Raw genomic sequence first — 248 nt, forward strand, 5'->3', positions numbered from 1 at the left:
TCGCTCAACCGCTCGAATTCCTCCTGGGTGGCTTGGACAAGTATCCGGTCTTGCCGATCTTCGTGAACTGCGTGGCCCCGCCTCTGCCTACCTTTGAACGTGTCAGATTGATGGGTGATGCGGTCGGTCGATTCACCCGCACTCTGAACAAGCGAGTGCTGTTCCTGGGATCGGGTGGCCTTTCACATCAACCGCCAGTTCCAGAATTAGCCAAAGTCGATGCCCGGATGGCTGATCGGCTAATGGGC

1 pseudogene is annotated in these 248 nt (G+C 57.3%); it reads left to right on the forward strand.

Features of this window, described 5'->3' with window-relative positions:
• Nucleotides 1-248: pseudogene (gene mhpB / locus FQ668_RS27910) on the forward strand (2,3-dihydroxyphenylpropionate/2,3-dihydroxicinnamic acid 1,2-dioxygenase); the annotation flags it as partial.

The sequence above is a fragment of the Pseudomonas sp. Kh14 genome (assembly GCF_900291005.1).
In the GTDB taxonomy this organism is placed as follows: domain Bacteria; phylum Pseudomonadota; class Gammaproteobacteria; order Pseudomonadales; family Pseudomonadaceae; genus Aquipseudomonas; species Aquipseudomonas alloputida.